Origin of the sequence: Stutzerimonas nitrititolerans, assembly GCF_003696285.1 — a bacterium.
GTDB classification, from domain to species: Bacteria; Pseudomonadota; Gammaproteobacteria; order Pseudomonadales; family Pseudomonadaceae; genus Stutzerimonas; species Stutzerimonas nitrititolerans.
Genome location: NZ_RFFL01000097.1, coordinates 1 through 351 on the forward strand (window position 1 = coordinate 1; position 351 = coordinate 351).

1 protein-coding gene is annotated in these 351 nt (G+C 55.3%); it reads left to right on the top strand.

What is annotated here, in order from left to right:
• Window positions 1-328, top strand: a 328-nt coding sequence (locus tag EA795_RS20865; RefSeq protein WP_043942850.1) for a transposase, incomplete at its 5' end; no start/stop codon positions are given.
• Between the last annotated feature and the right edge of the window lie 23 nt (window positions 329-351).

The window sequence follows — 351 nt, forward strand, 5'->3', positions numbered from 1 at the left end:
CAAACGAAGCGCCCAGCAGATCGCTGCACTCTACAAGCAGCGCTGGCAAATCGAGCTGTTCTTCAAATGGATCAAGCAGCATCTGAAGCTCAAGCACTATTTCGGCTGTTCGGAAAATGCCGTGCGCCTGCAGATCTACAGTGCCCTGCTTGCGTTTCTCTTGCTGCATGCCTACCGGCGGCACTCATGTGCCACCGGCAGCATTTATGAGTTTGCCACTCAGCTTGCGTATAGCCTGTTCGAACGGCCAGCGGCGATGCTCAAAGCGGCTGAGCGACGACGTAACCAGGCGAAGCTGAGGATCGCCATGGGAAGCCTTCAGCTATGAACAATTTTCCCCGGACACTAGTG